We start from the raw sequence: 17,196 nt of genomic DNA on the forward strand, positions 1-17,196 counted from the left end.
CTTGTGGGGAGGTCGGACCGCAGGTCCGGGTGGGGGGCTGGCGCCGACCCCCACCCCGCTGCTTCGCAAGCGACCCTCCCCACAGGGGGAGGGTAAGAGGCGCTACCCCTGCGACGGCGTGAATCTTGCCACCAGCGTGTGGCTTTCCGCCGGATAGATAAACCGCACATGGGTAACCGGGTGTTCAGCGCTCCAGGTGCGGCGCTCGACCACAAGGCAGGGCGCGCCCGGATCGATGTCGAGCGCGTCGGCGATGGCCTCATCGGCGGCCATGGCGCGGATGCGATGCTCGGCCTCGCTCCATGGAACGCGGCCGATCAGCCAGGGGCCGGCGGCGATCTCCAGAAACTCTTCGTCCCCGGCTTCCGGAACCGCGGAAAGATTGATCAGGCGCTGCTCGAGTGCGAATGGCCGTTCGCCGGCGAAATGCAGGCCTTCGATCCATAGCACAGAGCCTGCGGCGGACAGCCCGAGCAACGCTCTGTCCTCCGCATTGCTGCGGCGCTTCAGCTGTTCCAGCCGCTCGTAGCGATAGGCCAGGCCTAGCGCTTCGACCTCGATCCTGATGTCATGAAGTTCCAGCACCGCCGCCTGCGACTGCGGCCGGCGGACGAAGCTGCCCGAGCGGCGGCGGCGTTCGATCAGCCCGGCCTTGGCCAACTGCGACAGCGCCTTGTTTACTGTCATGCGCGAGCAATTGTACTCGGTCGTCAGTTCGTGCTCGAAAGGAATGCGATACCCGGGCGCCCAGGCGCCCGACAGGATTTTTTCGCTGATGTCGGACAGGATGCGTTGATGCAGCGAGCCGCCGCTGTCCGCATCCGCCGTCTCGACCGTGCTCATGCGGAAAGCTCCATCATCACGGCGCGAAAACGCTTGGCGATGGCTTCGCGCCTGGCATGCCTGCCGCCGCTGACCTGCTTCTTGCCATGCACCCAAACGCAATCGACCTTGCTGCCATTGGCGAAGATCCAGGCGTCGAGGATGGCGTCGCCAGTCTTGCCGGCCAGCGAAGGATGGCCGGCGTCGAGCGAGACGAGATCTGCGGCAGCGCCGGCGGCGATCTGCGAGGCCCCGGCGCCGAGCGCCTGGATGCCACCGTCGAGTGCTGCGGCGAACAGTGCCCGCCCGGTCGAGCCGCCGGCCACCGCCAGCACGTTGCGGGCGCGGTGGGCGAGGCGCTGCGAATATTCGAGTTGGCGCAATTCGTCGGGCAGGCCGATCAGCACGTTGGAATCGGAGCCGATACCGAAGCGGCCGCCATGCTCGGTGAATAACGGCGCGGCAAACGTCCCGTCGCCGAGATTGGCCTCGGTGATCGGGCAAAGGCCGGCGATGGCGCCCCTCCTGGCCATGCCGATGGTTTCGGCATCGGTCATATGCGTGGCGTGGATCAGGCACCAGCGCTGGTCGATTTTGGTGTTGGCCAGCAGGAACTCGACCGGGCGCGCCCCGGACCAGGCGAGGCAGTCCTCGACCTCCTTCACCTGTTCGGCGACGTGGATGTGGATCGGCCCATTCGGCGCCAAAGCGGCAACTTGGGTCAATTCCTCCGGTGTGGCGGCGCGCAGACTGTGCGGTGCGACGCCGACGACTGCCTGATTCAACGCGCGAACCGAATCGCTGGACTTCTCAACAAGCCGGGAGAACCGATTCACATCGTTGATGAATCGCCTTTGGCCTTCGTTCGGAGCCGCTCCGCCGAAGGAGGAGTGCGCGTAAAACACCGGCAGCAGCGTCAGGCCGATGCCGGTTTCGCCGGCGGCGGCGGCGATGCGCTCGGCCATCTCGGCAAGGTTGGCATAGGGGTTTCCGTCGCGGTCGTGGTGCAGATAGTGGAATTCGCCGACGCGGGAAAAACCGGCTTCCAGCATCTCGACATAGAGCTGTGCGGCAACCGCCTCGACCTGGTCGGGCGTCATCGCTAGCGCAAAGCGGTACATCACCTCGCGCCAGCTCCAGAAACTGTCGGCCGACGGGCCGCGAAGCTCGGCAAGGCCGGCCATGCCGCGCTGGAAGGCATGGCTGTGCAGGTTCGGCATGCCGGGCACGAGAATTGCGTGGCGCTCGTCGCCGGCCTGCGGAGCCGCGTCTGCTTCGACTGAGGCAATGCGGCCTTCATCAAGCGTGATCCTGACATTGCCTTGCCAGCCCTCGGGCAGCAGCGCCTGTTCCGCAAAGATCGCCGTCACGTCCGTCTCCAAATCTGCATGCCTGGGCGACGATACCACTTGCGTCGCGTTTCAATATGTATATACATAATCGCCATCCTTTCAAATGGAAAAGATGATGGGTGGAGCAAACGGGAAGAGCGGCCTTCGTGTCTGGCGCAATGCGCGCCTGGCGACCATGGCCGACGGTGTGGCCGGCCTCGGCATTGTCGAGAAAGGCGCGATCGCCACGCGCGACGGTCTCATTATTTATGCCGGCGCGGAGGCCTCGATGCCGGCTTTGGCGGGGCCGGGCGCCGAGACCGTCGATTGCGAGGGCCGCTGGATCACGCCGGGCCTGATCGACTGCCACACGCATCTTGTCTATGCGGGCAACCGCGCCAACGAATTCGAGATGCGGCTGGCCGGCGCCACCTATGAGGAAGTCGCCCGCGCCGGCGGCGGCATTGTGTCCTCGGTCAAGTCGCTGCGCGCGGCAAACGAGGATGAGCTTGTTGCCCAGACGCTGCCGCGCCTCGATGCGCTGATGGCCGAAGGTGTCACGACGGTCGAGGTCAAATCGGGCTATGGCCTCGATCTCGATAATGAGAAGAAGTCGTTGCGTGCCGCCCGCCGGCTGGCCAATGAGCGCCCCGTCACAATCCGCACGACTTGTCTCGCCGCGCACGCGCTGCCGCCCGAAGCCAAGGGTGACAAGGAGGCCTTCGTCGATCTCGTCGCTGGCACGATCCTGCCCGGTGTTGCCGCTGAGAAACTTGCCGACGCCGTCGACGGTTTTTGCGAAGGCATCGCCTTTTCGCCGGAGCAGATCGCACGCGTCTTCGACAAGGCGAGAGCGCTCGGGCTGCCCGTGAAACTCCATGCCGACCAGCTTTCGAATCTGCACGGCGCCGCGCTTGCCGCCAGCTATGGCGCGTTGTCGGCGGATCATCTCGAATACACCGATGAGGCAGGCGCTGCCGCGATGGCGAAGGCCGGCACGGTGGCGACCATCCTGCCCGGCGCCTATTACTTCATCCGCGAAACGAAGAAGCCGCCTGTCGACCTGTTCCGCCGCCATGGCGTGAAGATGGCAGTGGCGACGGACAGCAATCCCGGTACCTCGCCGCTGACCTCGCTGTTGCTCACTATGAATATGGCCGCGACGCTCTTTGGCTTGACCGTCGATGAATGCCTTGCCGGCGTCACCCGCGAGGCCGCGCGTGCGCTTGGCCTTCTCGACAAGACCGGCACGCTGGAAGCCGGCAAATCCGCCGACCTGGCGATCTGGGATATCGAGCGCCCCGCCGAACTCGTCTACCGCATGGGCTTCAACCCGCTCCATGCCCGCATCTGGAGAGGACAATGACCGAACTGACCCTGAAGCCCGGCAACGCGACGCTAGCCGACTGGCGCGCCATCTACCGTGGCGCCGTGCCGAAGCTGGATGAGGCTTGCCGTCCAAAAATCAAGGCGAGCGCCGAGGCTGTCGCCAGGATCGTCGCCAAGGGCGAGCCGGTCTATGGCATCAACACCGGCTTCGGCAAACTGGCCAGCGTGCGCATCCCGGCCGGCGATCTCGAGACCTTGCAGCGCAACATCGTGCTGTCGCACGCCGCCGGCGTCGGCGAGCCGATGCCGGTCGCAATTGCCCGCCTGATGATGGCGCTGAAGCTTGCCAGCCTGGCGCAGGGCGCCTCGGGCGTGCGCCCCGAAACCATCGATTTGCTGCAAGCGATGCTCGCCAACGACGTCATCCCGGTGGTGCCGGCGCAAGGCTCGGTCGGCGCGTCCGGCGATCTCGCACCGCTGTCGCACATGACGGCGGTGATGATCGGCGTCGGCGAATGCTTTACCCCGCATGGCCGGTTCCCGGCCAAGGTCGCTTTCGTCTCGCACGGCCTCGAGCCGGTGACGCTTGGCGCCAAGGAAGGCCTGGCGTTGCTCAACGGCACGCAGTTCTCGACCGCCTATGCGCTCGCCGCTTTGTTCGAAGCCGAAGTGCTCTACCAATCGGCGCTGGTAGCCGGTGCGCTGTCGACCGATGCCGCCAAGGGGTCCGACGCGCCTTTCGACCCGCGCATTCATCTCTTGAGAAAGCACCGTGGCCAGATCGAGACGGCGGAGGCGCTGCGCAATCTGATGGCCGGCAGTGCCATCAGGGAATCGCACCGTGTCGGTGACGAGCGCGTGCAGGACCCCTATTGCCTGCGCTGCCAGCCGCAGGTCATGGGCGCCGCGCTCGACGTGTTGCGCAAGGCTGCCGATACGCTCGGCACCGAGGCCAATGGCGTCACCGACAATCCGCTGATCTTCGCCGAGGACGATACGGCGCTCTCCGGCGGTAATTTCCACGCCGAGCCGGTGGCTTTTGCCGCCGACATGATCGCTCTTGCCGTCTGCGAGATCGGCTCGTTGTCGGAACGCCGCATCGCCATGCTGGTCGATCCCGCACTGTCCGGTATGCCGGCCTTCCTGACGCCCAAGCCCGGCCTCAACTCCGGCTTCATGATCCCGCAGGTGACGGCGGCCGCACTCGTTTCGGAAAACAAGCAGAAGGCCTATCCGGCCAGCGTCGATTCCATTCCGACCTCGGCTAACCAGGAAGATCACGTCTCGATGGCCGCGCATGGCGCGCGCCGGCTGATCGGCATGGTCGAGAACGCCACAGCGGTGATCGGCATCGAATTGCTGGCGGCCGCGCAAGGCTGTGATTTCCACCAGCCGCTGGCGTCGAGCGATGCGCTGGAGGCCGTGCGCAAGCTGGTCCGAGCCGAAGTGCCGCATCTCGACAATGACCGCCACTTCCACCCCGACATGGAAAAGGCAATCGCCATGGTGCGCAGCGGCGCGACCGTCAGGGCTGCCGGCGCGGTGGCATTGCCGTCCATCGCGGGAGCGGCATGATGAATGCCACACCCTGGCTTACCGTCAGCCGAGGCACAGCACCGCTGCTGGTGTCGATCCCGCACACCGGCATCGACCTCGCCGGCCTCGAACCCCGGCTGGTGTCGCCCTGGCTCGGCCGCCGCGATTGCGACTGGTGGATCGACAAGCTCTATGATTTCGCCAACGACCTCGGCGCGACCGTCGTGCACACCGCCATTTCGCGAACCGTGATCGACGTCAACCGCGACCCGACAGGCGTTTCGCTTTATCCCGGACAGACCACGACCACGCTTTGCCCGACCGACACATTTGACGGCGATCCGCTTTATCGCATGGGCGAGGAACCGACCCCATCCGAGATCGATCAGCGTCGCGAGACCTATTTCAAGCCCTATCATGCCGCCTTGCAGGCCGAGATCGACCGGTTGCGCGGTATGCATGAAAAGATCGTGCTCTACGACTGCCATTCGATCCGCTCGGTGCTGCCGCGCCTGTTCGAAGGCACGCTGCCGGTCTTTAATCTCGGCACCAATGACGGCAAGAGCACCGATCCTGTTCTTCAGGACAAGGTCGCCGCCATCCTCGCCGCGACCGGCGAGACCTGGGTGGTCAACGGTCGCTTCAAGGGCGGCTCGATCACCCGCGGCTTCGGTCAGCCGCAGAACGGCGTTCATGCGCTGCAGATGGAACTCTCCAACCGTGGCTACATGCGCGAGCCATCGGAGAAGGGATCGCCGGAGAACTGGCCGGTCCCTTACGACCCAACCTATGCAGCGCCGATCCGCGCTACGCTGAAGACCATCCTCGAAACCGCGATCGACTGGGCAAGGCGCTGATGCGTCGCCCGTCCTGCTTGAAAGGGACAATGATGAACAACCCTCGCCATAACATCCGCGAAGTCCGTGCGCCGCGCGGCGACAAGCTCAACGCCCGCTATTGGACGACCGAAGCGCCGCTGCGCATGCTGATGAACAATCTCGACCCGGACGTTGCCGAAAACCCCAACGAACTGGTCGTCTATGGCGGCATCGGCCGGGCGGCGCGCACCTGGAACGATTTCGACCGCATCGTCGCTTCGCTGAAGACGCTTGGCGAGGACGAGACTTTGCTGGTGCAGTCGGGCAAGCCTGTCGGCGTGTTCCGCACCCACGCGGATGCGCCGCGCGTGCTGATCGCCAACTCCAACCTCGTGCCGCACTGGGCGACCTGGGAGAAATTCAACGAGCTCGATAAAAAGGGCCTGATGATGTACGGCCAGATGACGGCCGGCTCTTGGATCTATATCGGCACGCAAGGCATCGTGCAGGGCACGTATGAAACTTTTGTAGAAGCGGGCCGCCAGCACTATGGCGGCAATCTCAAGGGCAAGTGGATCCTGACTGGCGGCCTCGGTGGCATGGGCGGCGCCCAGCCGCTGGCCGCCGTCATGGCTGGCGCCTGCTGTCTGGCCATCGAATGCAACCCCGACTCCATCGATTTCCGCCTGCGCACCCGCTACGTCGACGAGAAGGCCGAGACGCTCGACGAAGCGATGGAAATGATCGAGCGCTGGACCAAGGCCGGCGAGGCGAAGTCGGTCGGCCTGCTCGGCAATGCCGCCGAGATCGTGCCGGAAATGTTCAGGCGCGGCATCCGCCCCGATATGGTCACCGACCAGACTTCGGCCCACGACCCGATCAACGGCTATCTGCCGAAGGGCTGGACCATGGCCGAGTGGCGCGAGAAGCGCGTCAGCGACCCGAAGGCGGTCGAGAAGGCCGCCCGCGCTTCCATGCGCGACCATGTCGAGGCGATGGTGGCGTTCTGGAACGCCGGCGTGCCGACGCTCGATTACGGCAACAACATCCGCCAGGTCGCCAAGGACGAAGGTTTCGAGAACGCCTTCGCCTTCCCGGGCTTCGTGCCGGCCTATATCCGTCCGTTGTTCTGCCGCGGCATCGGCCCGTTCCGTTGGGCCGCGCTCTCCGGCGATCCGGAGGATATCTACAAGACCGACGCCAAGGTGCGCGAACTGACGCCAGGCAACACCCATCTGCACAACTGGCTGGATATGGCGCGCGAGCGTATTTCCTTCCAAGGCTTGCCCGCGCGCATCTGCTGGGTCGGCCTCGGCGATCGCCACCGGCTCGGCCTCGCCTTCAACGAGATGGTGGCCAAGGGCGAGCTCAAGGCGCCGGTCGTCATCGGCCGCGACCACCTCGATTCCGGCTCGGTCGCTTCGCCGAACCGTGAGACGGAAGCGATGAAGGACGGCTCGGACGCCGTGTCCGACTGGCCGTTGCTCAATGCGCTGCTCAACACCGCGTCAGGCGCCACCTGGGTGTCGCTGCATCATGGCGGCGGCGTCGGCATGGGTTTTTCCCAGCATGCCGGCATGGTCATCGTCGCCGACGGCACGCCGGACGCCGCCAGGCGCCTGGAGCGCGTGCTGTGGAACGATCCGGCGACCGGCGTCATGCGCCATGCCGATGCCGGCTACGACATCGCCATCGACTGCGCCAAGGAGCATCAGCTCAATTTGCCCGGCATTCTCGGCTGATAGGCTGAAATCATGCGCATTCTTCGTGCCGCCGACTACCGCGTCATGCCGTGGAAGAACGGCGGCGGCACGACAACCGAGATCGCCGTCTTTCCCGACGGCGCCGGCCTCGACGAATTCGACTGGCGCGTGTCGATGGCCCGCGTCGAGGGCAGCGGGCCGTTCTCCAGCTTTGCCGGGATCGACCGGACGCTGTCGGTGCTGGAAGGCGAGGGGATCGTGCTCGATGTTGCCGGCCGTCCGGCGGCGCGGCTGACACCGGCTTCCCAGCCTTTTGCCTTTCCAGCCGACCTGCCGACCAGCGCCGCGCTGATCGCCGGCCCGATCACCGACCTCAACGTCATGACGCGCCGCGGCCGCACCCTGCATTCGGTCGAGCGCCTGGCGATTTCGCGGCCTGTGGACGTCGCGATCCGGGCCGGCTCGACCCTCATCCTTTGTCACAAGGGCGAAGCTGTCTTCCCCGAGGCTGGGTCAATTCGCCTCGGGCCGCTCGACACGCTGCTGATTGGGCCGGATACTCCCGTCCTGAAGATTGAGCCGGCTTGGGGTACGACGCTGTTCGTGGTCCGGATAACCGCCGCCGCCTGACGCTTTCGTGCCAACGGTTACCGCCTGTTTCCAAACATGATCGCGATGCCGGCGAAATATAGCGTAAGCTCCTGCCGGCATCACGAAAAAGCCCGAATCCTCGCCGTCGATCGATCCCGACGGGAGCGAGGGGCGCTCGTCATTGAGTTTGGTCGAAAGATGACGCCCTGTCGTGGTGCGGAAACAAACTTTCGGCATAGGGGTTGATGCAACCAATTGCATTTGAACCGGTTTTAGGGCCATTGCCGTGGCGGTGATGCCGCTGAGTGCCCGCTTACGGAATTTTCAATGAATATACAGACGAATCCTGCCCAGATCGAGAAGACAAGCGCGAGCTTCCCGGCCATTACGGAAGAGCCGATAAGGTCGACATTCCTGCCGGAGGAGCGCCTTCGGCTGCTCGGGGAAAGCCTGGCCAAAGGCGATCTCGCCGACCTGTTCGGCCTGATCCCGTTCGATTTCCAGGCCCGCATCCGCGACAGCGCCAAGAAGATCCTCGAAGTCTACCGTTCGACCAATGCGGCGCAGGCCAAGGGCGAAACGATCACGCCGGCCGCGCAATGGCTGCTCGATAACAACTATCTGGTCGAGGAGACCATTTTCCAGGTCAAGCGCGATCTGCCGCGCCGCTTCTATCGCCAGCTGCCGACGCTGAAACTGCCCGATGGCGGCACCGTGCCGCGCGCTCTAGCGCTGGCCTGGACCTATGTGGCGCATTCGGACAGTTCCGTCTCTGCGACCATGTTCAAGTCCATCGTCCAGGGTTTTCAGTCTGTCGAGCCGCTGAAGATCGGTGAACTCTGGGCGCTGCCGTCGCTTCTGCGCTTCGTGCTGATCGAAAATCTCCGCCGGCTGGCGGTCAGGGTCAATCGCACCCGCCAGATGCGCCAGATCGCCAACGATGTGGCCGACAAGGTGCTGGCGACCGACGAGAGTGCCGACCGGCAGGCGATACTGGCCAATTTCAGCGCTCACGCGCAGGACACCACCTTCGCCACCCAGCTTCTCTATCGCTTGCGCGATGGTTCGCAGAATGCCGGCAAGGCCCTGGAATGGCTGGAAGGCGAGCTTGAAAAGACCGGCTCCGATGCCGAGGAGATCATCATCTCCGAGCATCACACGCTGTCCAGCGGCAATGTGACGACCGGCAACATCATCCGCGGCCTGCGCCTCATCAACGACGTCGACTGGACGGTATGGTTCGAAGGCGTCAGCCGCATCGATACCGTGCTGCGCGAGCGCACCGATTTCGCCGCGCTCGACTTCTTCTCGCGCGACCAATACCGGACCGCGATCGAGGAACTGGCGCGCCGATCGAACCTGTCGGAATACCGCGTCGCCGAAAAGGCGATCGAACTGGCCGGCCAGGCCGTTGTTGAACGCGCCGCCAGCGAAGACGCATCGGCTGGCGATGGCGACGATTCCGCTCCGGCGCCGTCCGCGCATACCGATGTCGGCTTCTTCCTCGTCGGTCCGCGCCGTCTGGAGCTGGAAAAGGCGATCGGCTATCGGCCCACCGTCAGCCAGACGGTCAAGCGAACGTTCACCAAGACCGGATGGTTGGGCATTGTCCTGCCGGTTTTCGCGCTGACCGCCCTGCTTCTCGTCCTCACCGGCAATGCGTTGGCCAATCTCGGCCTGTCGGTGACTTCGATCGTCCTGATGCTGGCGCTGTTTGCCGTGCCGGCGAGCGAGGGCGCGCTGGCCTTCTTCAACACCGTTGTCTCGCTGTTCCTCAAGCCGACACGCCTGATCGGTTACGATTACAGGCACGGCGTGCCGCCCGAGGCGCGCACGCTGGTGGTTGTGCCGTCGCTCATCGGCTCGCGCGACGATGTCGAGGAGAACATCCGCAACCTCGAAGTCCACTACCTTGCCAATCTGGTGGACGAAATCCATTTCGCGCTGCTTTCGGACTGGCCCGACAGCAAGATCGAGATCGATGCGGCCGACACCGAGATTCTCGAATATGCCCGCGCCGAGATCGCTCGTCTCAACGCCCGCTATCCCACGGAAGGCGCGCCGCGCTTCTATATCCTGCACCGCCGCCGCCTCTTCAACGCCGCTCAAGGGGCCTGGATGGGCTGGGAGCGCAAGCGTGGCAAGCTGCATGAGCTTGACCTTTTGTTGCGCGGCGACAGCGACACCACTTTCCTGCCGCTCGACGTGCCGCTGCCGGAAAAAGTCGTCCATGTGATGACGCTCGACGCCGACACACGCACCACACGCGATGCGGTGGCGAGCCTCGTCGGTAAGCTCTGCCATCCGCTCAACCGCCCGCATTTCGACGCCGCCAGGCGTGTCGTCACCGCCGGCTACACGATCCTGCAGCCGCGCATCACCGCTTCGCTGACATCAGGCGACGAGGCTTCGTTCTTCCAGCGTGTGTTCTCGGCCAATCGCGGCCTCGACCCCTATGTCTTCGCCGTCTCCGACCTCTATCAGGATGTCTTCAGCGACGGGTCGTTCACCGGCAAGGGCCTCTATCATGTCGATGCCTTCGAAGCCGCCCTGCAAGGCCGCATCGAGGAAAACACCGTCCTCAGCCACGATCTGCTCGAAGGCGCGCTGGCGCGCGCAGCACTTGTCACCGACGTCGAACTGGTCGAGGACTATCCGACCCGCTACTCGGTCGACGCCTCCCGTCACCATCGCTGGGCACGCGGCGACTGGCAGCTTCTGGGCTTCATCCTCGATCCGCGCTCCGGCGTTCCGGCCCTGTCGCGCTGGAAGATGGTCGATAATCTGCGCCGCTCGCTGACGCCGATCTTCTGGGTGATGGCGGCGATCGCCGGCTGGACTTTGCTGCCCTTCACGCAGGCCGCGCAATGGCAGGCGCTGCTGATCCTCAGCCTGTTCATGGCGCCGACCTTCGATGTCGTCAACGCCATCCTGCCCAAGAGCGGCGACCAGACGCCGCGCGGCCATTTCTCGGCGCTGGCGCGCGACGTCGCCTTCGGCACCGCCATGGTGGCGCTGAAGATCGTGCTGATGGCGCACAACGCCTGGATGATGGGTGACGCCATCGTGCGCACGCTCTACCGGTTGTTCGTCAGCCGCCAGAATCTCCTGGAATGGCGCACCGCTTCGCAGGCGCACAAGGCCGGCGACAATGATGTCGGCTCCTATTACGGCATGATGTATGGCGCCGTGATCATCGGTTTCGTCGGCCTCGCCATTCCGGTGCTGGCCGATTCCACCGGTGCCTTCGTCGCTTTCTTCTTCGCCCTGTTCTGGATAGGCTCGCCGGCGATCGCCAGCTGGATCAGCCGCTCGGCCGAAACCGAGGACCGGCTGCGCATATCGCAGGCCGATATCCACACGCTGCGCACCATTGCGCGGCGCACCTGGCATTATTTCGAAAGCTTCGTCACGGCGGAGCACCACAATCTGCCGCCGGACAATTTCCAGGAAAGCCCGGCACCGGTCGTGGCGCCGCGCACGTCGCCGACCAATGTCGGCGTCTATCTCCTGTCGGTGGTCTCGGCGCGCGATTTCGGCTGGATCAGCCTGTCGGATGCCATCACCCGCATCGACGCCACCATGACGACCATAGAGAGCATGCCGCGCCACCGCGGCCATCTCTTCAACTGGTACGACACCACGACGCTGAAGCCGCTGTACCCGCTCTACATTTCGGCTGTCGACAGCGGCAATCTCGCCGGCCATCTGGTGGCGGTGGCGGCGGCCTGCGCCGAATGGGCGGAAGCGCCTTCTGTGCACCTCCAGGGTGATTTCGAAGGCATTCTCGACACGGTGACCATCCTGAGCGAGAGCCTCGATGAGTTGCCCGACGACCGCCGGCAGCTCAGGCCTCTTCGCCAGCGCCTTGTCGACCGTCTGGACGGCATGCGGCGCGCCGTCGAGACGATCAAGGCGCAGCCGGAAATGGCCTCGATCCGCACCATCAACCTCGCCGTCCTGGCGGGCGAGATCCGCAAGCTGGCCACCGCCATCCACACCGAGGCGGCCTCGGCCCCGAGCGACGTCATCGTCGACTGGGCGGCGAGGCTGGAAGCCACTTGCGAGGCGCATGTCCACGATGCCCACAGTGACGACAACGCCGTCGAAGCGCTGCGCGCCAAGCTGCTGACCTTGCGCGAGCGCACCCGCCGTTTCGCCTTCGAGATGGAATTCGCCTTCCTGATGCGGCCGGAGCGCAAGCTGCTGTCGATCGGCTACCGGGTCGAGGAGCACCAGCTTGACGAAAGCTGCTACGACCTTCTCGCCTCCGAGGCGCGGCTGACCAGCCTGTTCGCCATCGCCAAGGGCGATCTGCCGACCGAGCACTGGTTCCGGCTCGGCCGCCCGATCGTCGAGATCGGCTTCCAGGGCGCGCTGATGTCCTGGTCGGGCTCGATGTTCGAGTATCTGATGCCGCCGCTGGTGATGAAGGAGGCGCAAGGCTCGATCCTCAACCAGACCAGCAAGCTGATCATCAAGCGCCAGATCCAGTACGGACGCCAGAAAAACGTGCCCTGGGGAATATCGGAAGCGGCCTACAACGCCCGCGACCGCGAACTGACCTACCAGTACACCAATTTCGGCGTGCCCGGGCTTGGGCTGAAGCGCGGTCTTGGCCAGAACACGGTGATCGCGCCTTACGCCACCATATTGGCGGCGCAGTTCAACCCGCGCGAAGCCGTGCAAAATCTGGCGCGTCTGCGCGACATCGGTGCGCTTGGCCCGCATGGCTTTTACGATGCGGTCGATTTCACGCCGCAGCGCGTGCCTGAAGGGACCAACCACGCGGTCGTGCTGAATTACTATGCGCACCATTCGGGCATGTCGATCGCGGCAGTCGCCGACGCGATCTTCGAGGGTCGCCTGCGCGACCGTTTCCACAGCGACCCGGTCATTGAATCGGCTGAACTCCTGCTGCAGGAAAGGGCGCCGCGCGACATCCCGACCGCGACCGTCAGGACCGAGGCGGACGAGCGTGCCAAGGACGAGACCGAAACCGAGAGCCCCGACACCCGCATCGTGCTCGATCCCCTGCGGGCGCTGCGTTCGACCAATGTGATGTCGAACGGCCGTTATTCGGTGATGGTGACGGCAACCGGATCCGGCTACAGCCGCTGGGGCGATCTTTCCGTTACGCGCTGGCAGCCGGACCCGGTCGAGGACCGTCTGGGTTCCTACATCTTCCTGCGTGATGTCAGCACTGGAGACTGGTGGTCGGCAACGGCGGAGCCAAAGCGCGCGGCCGAGGAGAAGGCGCAGACCTTGTTCTCCGATGACAAGGCGAGCTTCGTCAAATTGGTCGGCACATTGCGCTCCGAGGTCGAATGCATCGTCGTTTCCGAAGGCAACGGCGAAGGCCGTCGCATCACGCTCTACAATGAAAGCACGTCGGATCGTTTCATCGAGGTGACGTCCTTTGCCGAACTGGTGCTGGGTTCGGAAGCCTCCGACAACGCGCATCCGGCCTTCTCGAAGATGTTCGTGGAGACTGAAATCGCCGCCAATAAAGGAGCGATCTTCGCCACGCGCCGCAAGCGCGAGACCAGCGAGCCCGATATCACGCTTGCGCATTTCGTCACCGATCCGTCCGGACCGGCGCGCGATGCCGAGGCCGAGACCGACAGGCGCGCCTTCATCGGCCGTGGCCGCTCGATCGTCGATGCCGCGGCTTTCGATCCGGGCGCCAAGCTCGGCGGCCATTCCGGCTTTACGCTCGATCCCATCGCCTCGCTGCGCCGCCAGGTGCGTGTGCCCGCCAACAAGAAGATATCGCTGACCTTCTGGACCGTGGTCGGGGCCAACCGCACCGAGCTGGAAGAAGCGATAAACCGCCTCGACCATCAGGAGAGCTTTGCCCGCCAGGCCATGCTTGCCTGGACGCGCAGCCAGGTGCAGACCCGCCATATGGGCCTCAGCCTGACCGATGCCGCCAATGTGCAGAAACTGGCGCGCTATCTGATCTACCCCGACGCGTTCCTGCGCTTGCCGGCCGAATCCCTCGCTTCGGGCCTAGGCAAACAGTCGAGCCTGTGGCCGACCAGCATTTCGGGCGATTTCCCGATCTTCCTGGTCAGGATCGGCGACGTCGCCGATCTGGAAATCGTCGCCCAGGCGCTGCGCTTCCAGGAATATATGCGCACCCGCGGCATGATGATCGACTTCGTCGTCGTCAACGAGCAGGCTTCGTCCTATGTCCAGGACCTGCAGCGCGCGGTGGAGACGCTGTGCGAAAACAGCCGTCTGCGCGGCAAGGAACTCGGTCCCCGCCAGCACATTTTCGCGGTGCGCCGCGACCTGATGGAAGAAACCACCTACAAGACGCTGCTCGCCGTCGCCCGGGTGGTGCTGCATACGCGCAACGGCACCATCTTCGATCAGATCGAACGGGCCGAGGCGGCTGCCTTGCAGGCGCGCGACGGCCTGCCGTCCACCGGATTGCCGGCTCCGCGCGAAATCCCGGCGGCGCATGCCTTTGCCTCGCAGTCAGTGGCGGATGTCAGCGCCGATGGCTCTGGCCTCAGCCAATGGAACGGCTTTGGCGGTTTCGACGGCGACGGACGGCACTATGTGGTGCGTCTGGCTGGCCGGCGTACCACGCCGCAGCCCTGGATCAATGTCGTCTCCAACGCCTCGTTCGGTTTCCATACGTCGGCCGAGGGTGCTGCCTTCACCTGGAGCCGCAACAGCCGCGACTACCAGTTGACGCCGTGGTCCAACGATCCGGTCTCGAATCGGCCGGGCGAGGGCATCTATATCTACGATCAGGCCAGCGGCAGGGCGTTCTCGCCGATCGCCGCCGTGGTACGCGATCCCTCGATGACCTACGAGGCCTGGCATGGCCAGGGCTTCTCCACCTTCCGCGCGAAGCGCGGGCCGCTGTCGATGGACCTGACACATGTGGTCGACCCCGTCGATCCGGTGAAGATCACGCGGCTGCGCATCCAGAATTCAGGCTCGGTGCCGGCGCGGCTGCGCGTCTATGCCTATGCCGAATGGGTGCTTGGCGGGCATCGGTCGCGCACGGCCGCTACCATCGTCCCGTCCCGCGACGGGGCGACCGGCGCATTGCTGGCGCAAAACCCCTATGGGCTCGATTTCAGCGAGCGCGTGGCCTTCCTTGCCGCCGACGCCGCTGTCCATTCGGTGACATCGGATCGTTCGGAGTTCCTCGGACGGCACGGGTCCAGCGAACTGCCGCAGGCGGTGCTGACCGGCGCGGCCCTGTCGGGCCGTGTCGAAGCCGGCGACGATCCCTGCGCAGCGATCGCCCGCGATGTCGAGATCCCGGCCGGCGGCGACGTCACGCTGCTCTGGCTGCTCGGCGACGCCGATACCCCGGCGCAGGCGAGCGCGCTGGTGCAGACGCACCGGGGCAAGGATTTCGACCAGCGCCTGGCCGACAATGAGCGCGAATGGCGCGGTTTCCTCGACACCATCCAGGTCGAGACCCCGGACAAGGCTCTCGATGCCATGGTCAATCACTGGCTGCCCTATCAGAGCCTGGCCTGCCGCATCCGCGCCCGCTCGGCCTTCTACCAGGCTAGCGGCGCCTTCGGCTTCCGCGACCAGTTGCAGGACACGCTGGCGCTGCTGGCGCATGATCCTACACTGGCGCGCGACCAGATCCTCAACGCCGCGCGGCGGCAGTTCCCGGAAGGCGACGTACAGCATTGGTGGCTGCCGCGCACCGGAGCCGGCGTGCGCACCTTGATCTCCGACGACGTGGTCTGGCTGGCCCACGCCACGGCGCGCTATCTCAGTGTGACCGGCGACGCCGCCATCCTCAAGGAGCAACTGCCCTTCATCGATGGGCAGGCGCTCGGCGAGGGCGAGCATGACGCCTTCTTCACCCCGGAAATCTCGAAGAAGACGGTGTCCCTCTACGACCATTGCGCGCGTGCGCTCGATCTGGCCATCAAGCGCAGCAGTCCTGCCGGCCTGCCGCTGATCCTGGGCGGCGACTGGAACGACGGCATGAACCGTGTCGGCGAGCACGGCAAGGGCGAGAGCGTGTGGCTGGGCTGGTTCCTGCTGAAGACGCTGGGCGACTTCGCCGCCGTCGCCAAGAGCGAGGGCGACATCAAGCGCGCGCAGGCCTGGGCGAAGCATGCCGAGGCGCTCAAGCGGGCGCTTGAGAGCACGGCATGGGACGGCGAATGGTACCGGCGGGGCAGTTTCGACGACGGCACGCCCTTAGGATCGCGGACATCCGAAGAGTGCAGGATCGACTCCATCGCCCAGTCCTGGAGCGTGCTTTCGGGCGAGGGCGATCCGGCGCGGTCGACGACGGCGATGCGGCAGGCGACCAGCCTGCTCGTCGACGACAAGCTCAAGATCGTCAAACTCTTCACGCCACCCTTCTCGAAGACGCAGAAGGACCCCGGCTACATCAAGAGCTATCCGCCCGGCGTGCGCGAGAATGGCGGCCAGTACACGCATGCGGCCACGTGGTTCGTCATCGCGCTGGCCGAGATGGGGCAGACCGACGAAGCCTATCGCTGCTTCTCGATGCTGAACCCGGTCAACCACGCATCCGACGAGGCCTCGGCCGAGCAATACCGCGTCGAACCCTATGTGGTGGCGGCCGATATCTATGCCGGAGACGACAAGGGCGGGCGCGGCGGCTGGACCTGGTACACCGGCTCGGCCGGTTGGCTCTACCGGGCGGCGGTCGAAGGTATTCTTGGTATCGAACGGCGCGGCAAGCAGATCACGTTCCGGCCGAAACTGCCCAGTCATTGGGATGGCTACCAGGCCTCACTCAAGATGCTGGGCGCCGAGATCAAGGTTCATGTCGTTCGCGACAAAAAGACCAAGACCATCTCGCTTGAAGTCGATGGTTCGAAAACAAAGTCCGCTTCCTTCGAACCCAAAGCTGGTACCAAGACCGAGGTCTTGGTCAAGATACCCGCGTAAAATCAATATCTTAGATCAATAGATCGCGCGTCCTTCGGGACGCGCGACGCCGCGAATGTTTACTTGCGCGCGATCGCTGACGGCCTCCGCCAGGCGTCGCCTGACAAGTCATGCAAGCCTGCTGTGATTAAAAATGTGGCAGCGCTT

The 17,196-nt window shown here is 64.8% G+C and carries 8 protein-coding genes; 6 read left to right on the top strand and 2 right to left on the bottom strand.

All coding sequences use genetic code 11. The features are described from left to right. Positions 1-102: 102 nt before the first annotated feature. Both hutC and MAFF_RS33800 read right to left on the bottom strand, forming a co-directional pair. Complete coding sequence (hutC, locus tag MAFF_RS33795; protein ID WP_010915524.1) at positions 103-843, bottom strand: histidine utilization repressor; 741 nt, start codon at positions 841-843, stop codon at positions 103-105. Next, the gene (locus MAFF_RS33800; protein ID WP_010915525.1) at positions 840-2,192 is read right to left on the bottom strand and encodes a formimidoylglutamate deiminase; all 1,353 of its coding nucleotides are present in this window, start codon (positions 2,190-2,192) and stop codon (positions 840-842) included. Before MAFF_RS33800 ends, hutC begins: the two co-directional genes overlap by 4 nt. A 97-nt stretch (positions 2,193-2,289) precedes the next feature. Here MAFF_RS33800 and hutI point away from each other — a divergent pair, with 97 nt between their 5' ends. From hutI to MAFF_RS33830, 6 genes are all read left to right on the top strand, one after another. Next, positions 2,290-3,519 (top strand): imidazolonepropionase, encoded by a 1,230-nt coding sequence (gene hutI, locus MAFF_RS33805; RefSeq protein WP_010915526.1) that lies wholly within the window; start codon positions 2,290-2,292, stop codon positions 3,517-3,519. Beyond that, positions 3,516-5,057: a histidine ammonia-lyase gene (gene hutH, locus MAFF_RS33810; RefSeq protein WP_010915527.1), complete on the top strand. Its 1,542-nt coding sequence runs from the start codon at positions 3,516-3,518 to the stop codon at positions 5,055-5,057. The genes hutI and hutH overlap by 4 nt, the downstream gene beginning before the upstream one ends. Further along, a complete protein-coding gene (hutG, locus tag MAFF_RS33815; RefSeq protein ID WP_044550179.1) occupies positions 5,057-5,875 on the top strand; it encodes an N-formylglutamate deformylase in 819 nt (272 codons plus the stop codon). Before hutH ends, hutG begins: the two co-directional genes overlap by 1 nt. A gap of 29 nt (positions 5,876-5,904) precedes the next feature. Then, a complete protein-coding gene (gene hutU, locus MAFF_RS33820) occupies positions 5,905-7,578 on the top strand; it encodes a urocanate hydratase (protein ID WP_010915529.1) in 1,674 nt (557 codons plus the stop codon). Positions 7,579-7,590: 12 nt separating this feature from the next. Beyond that, positions 7,591-8,169, top strand: coding sequence for a HutD/Ves family protein (locus MAFF_RS33825; RefSeq protein ID WP_010915530.1), 579 nt, complete (start codon positions 7,591-7,593; stop codon positions 8,167-8,169). 288 nt (positions 8,170-8,457) lie between these two features. Continuing rightward, positions 8,458-17,049 (top strand): GH36-type glycosyl hydrolase domain-containing protein, encoded by an 8,592-nt coding sequence (locus MAFF_RS33830; protein WP_010915531.1) that lies wholly within the window; start codon positions 8,458-8,460, stop codon positions 17,047-17,049. Positions 17,050-17,196 lie beyond the last annotated feature (147 nt).

Origin of the sequence: Mesorhizobium japonicum MAFF 303099, assembly GCF_000009625.1 — a bacterium.
GTDB classification, from domain to species: Bacteria; Pseudomonadota; Alphaproteobacteria; order Rhizobiales; family Rhizobiaceae; genus Mesorhizobium; species Mesorhizobium japonicum.